The sequence below is a fragment of the Streptomyces griseorubiginosus genome (genome assembly GCF_017614965.1).
Lineage (GTDB): Bacteria > Actinomycetota > Actinomycetes > Streptomycetales > Streptomycetaceae > Streptomyces > Streptomyces griseorubiginosus_B.
In genome coordinates this window covers 1-2,651 of record NZ_WVUG01000550.1, presented here as the reverse complement: position 1 = coordinate 2,651, position 2,651 = coordinate 1, and the positions used below count along the sequence as shown (strand labels likewise).

The following is a 2,651-nucleotide window of genomic DNA, read 5'->3' as shown; positions in this document are numbered from 1 at the left end:
CCCTCGCCCTCACCCCGGGCGCCCCCTTCACCTCGCGTACGGTCTTCTCGGCCGCGCACGTCGTGGCCGACCCCTTCGCCGACGTCAGCCCCGACTCCCCGGCGGCCGTCGACTGGGACGCCACCCTCGCCTTCCGCCGGCACCTGTGGTCGCACGGGCTCGGGGTCGCGGAGGCGATGGACACCGCCCAGCGGGGGATGGGCCTGGACTGGGCGGGCGCGGCCGAGCTGATCCGCCGCAGCGCCGCCGAGGCGAAGGCGGTCGGCGGCCGCATCGCCTGCGGCGTCGGCACCGACCAGATCACCGCCGGGTCCCTCGTGGAGGTCCGGGCGGCCTACGAGGAGCAGTTGGCCCTCGTGGAGGAGTCCGGCGCGCAGGCGATCCTGATGGCCTCCCGCGCCCTGGCCGCCGCCGCGTCCGGCCCCGAGGACTACCTGGAGGTCTACGGCCACCTGCTGCGCCAGGCCGCCGAGCCGGTGGTGCTGCACTGGCTGGGGCCGATGTTCGACCCGGCGCTGGAGGGCTACTGGGGCTCGTCCGACCTGGACGCGGCGACCGACACCTTCCTGGAGGTCATCGCCGCGCACCCCGACAAGGTGGACGGCATCAAGGTGTCACTGCTGGAGGCCCGGCGGGAGATCGACATCCGCCGCCGCCTCCCCGACGGGGTCCGCTGCTACACCGGCGACGACTTCAACTACCCCGAGCTGATCGCCGGCGACGAGCAGGGCTTCAGCCACGCGCTGCTCGGCATCTTCGACCCGCTGGGCCCGCTGGCCGCCGAGGCGGTACGGGTGCTGGACACCGGAAATGTTGTCGGTTTCCGTGAACTCCTCGATCCCACGGTCGAGTTGTCCCGCCATCTGTTCCAGGCGCCGACCCGCTTCTACAAGACGGGAGTGGTCTTCCTGGCCTGGCTGGCGGGCCACCAGTCCCACTTCACCATGGTGGGCGGCCTCCAGTCGGCCCGCTCCCTCCCGCACTTCGCCCGCGCCTACGAACTCGCCGACGGACTGGGCCTGTTCCCGGACCCGAAGCTGGCGGAGGAGCGGATGAGGAACCTGCTGTCGCTGTACGGGGTGGACCGGTGACAGACCTGACGCGTTTCTCCGTCAACCAGATGACGGTCAAGCAACTGTCGATGCCGGAACTGGTCGACGCCTGCCTGGAGTTGGGCGTCCCGGGCGTGGGCCTGTGGCGGGAACCCGTCCAGTCGTACGGCGTGGAGGCCACGGCCAAGCTGGTCCGTGACGCCGGTCTGGCCGTCACCACGCTGTGCCGCGGCGGCTTCTTCACCGCGATCGACCCGGCCGAACGCGCCGCCGCCCTGGCCGACAACCGGCGGGCGATCGACGAGGCGGCCACGCTCGGCACCGAGGTGCTGGTCCTGGTCTCCGGCGGCCTGCCGGCCGGCTCCAAGGACCTGCACGGCGCGCGGGAGCGGATCGCCGACGCGCTCGGGGAACTGGGCCCGTACGCCGAGCGGCACGGGGTCCGGCTGGCCATCGAGCCGCTGCACCCGATGTACGCCTCCGACCGCTGCGTGGTCTCCACCCTCACCCAGGCGCTCGACATCGCGGAGCGCTTCCCGGCGCACCAGGTGGGCGTCACGGTGGACACGTACCACATCTGGTGGGACGACAACGCGCCCGCGCAGATCGCCCGGGCCGGCGCGGGCGGCCGCATCCACACCTTCCAGCTCGCCGACTGGACCACCCCGCTGCCAGCCGGCGTCCTCAACGGCCGCGGCCAGATCGGGGACGGCTCGATCGACATGCGGGAGTGGCAGGGATATGTGGAGGCGGCCGGGTACACCGGCCCCATCGAAGTCGAGCTCTTCAACGACGGTCTGTGGGCCCGCGACGGCCGCGAGGTGCTCGCCGAGACCGCCCGGCGCTTCGTGGAGCACACCGCCTGACCCCCGCCACACGCGTCCGCCCCGCACCGAGCGGCGAACGGTGCGGGGCGGAGCCGATCCCCTGGGGATCAGGCGGTTCCCCGGAGCCTGGCGAGGTGCGCCCGGCGTTCCTCCACGAGCGGGGCGATGTCGTCGACGGTCTCCAGCGCCAGGTCACCCGGCGCACCCCGGCCGCTGACCAGGACGTGGTGCTCGCCGACGGCGGTGCGCAGTTGCCACACCCCGGAGGCGCGGCGCAGCAGGGCGGGGACCGTCAGGTCGTCGACGCCGACCCGCAGCTCCTCCTCCGGGGCGGCGGCGAGGCCCGGCAGGACGTCCGGCTCGAAGTCCTGGCCGGGCAGGTCACGCCAGGTGGTGACGCGGATGTGGTCCTCGGCGGTCTTCCACGAGCCGTGGACCACCATCGCGGACTGCCAGACGCCGTTCACCTCGTGGCACTCGGCCAGGGCGCTGGGCGTGTGCCACGGCGAGCGCAGGCGGTAGAGCACCAGCCGGCCCTCCGCGAACGCCTGGATCACCCTGCGGTTCAGTCCCTCCCGCAGTTCCTGCGTGCGATCACCGGCTTCGACGCGATGCATGACCGCGAGTCTGGCAGGCATCCGCGGCGGAGGGCAGTGGCCGAGCCCGGAAAAAAACTTCTCGCGGACCGTACAACCCTTCCCTGACCTCGCGGGTCGTACTTGGTGTCAGGACCGCTGGAGGGGGATCTGGGGGGATCGCGGGGGTTCTGATG

3 protein-coding genes are annotated in these 2,651 nt (G+C 72.6%); 2 read left to right on the top strand and 1 reads right to left on the bottom strand.

Translation table 11 applies throughout. The features are described 5' to 3' along the window. The coding region (locus tag GRC12_RS43450) for a dihydrodipicolinate synthase family protein (protein WP_208785953.1) at positions 1–1,091 on the top strand (1,091 nt) is incomplete at its 5' end. Then, the gene (locus GRC12_RS43445; protein WP_208785952.1) at positions 1,088–1,918 is read left to right on the top strand and encodes a sugar phosphate isomerase/epimerase family protein; all 831 of its coding nucleotides are present in this window, start codon (positions 1,088–1,090) and stop codon (positions 1,916–1,918) included. The genes GRC12_RS43450 and GRC12_RS43445, both read left to right, overlap by 4 nt. A gap of 68 nt (positions 1,919–1,986) precedes the next feature. On the opposite strand, the gene GRC12_RS43440 is transcribed toward GRC12_RS43445, so the two are convergent. After that, a complete protein-coding gene (locus tag GRC12_RS43440; RefSeq protein WP_208785951.1) occupies positions 1,987–2,496 on the bottom strand; it encodes a hypothetical protein in 510 nt (169 codons plus the stop codon). Positions 2,497–2,651 lie beyond the last annotated feature (155 nt).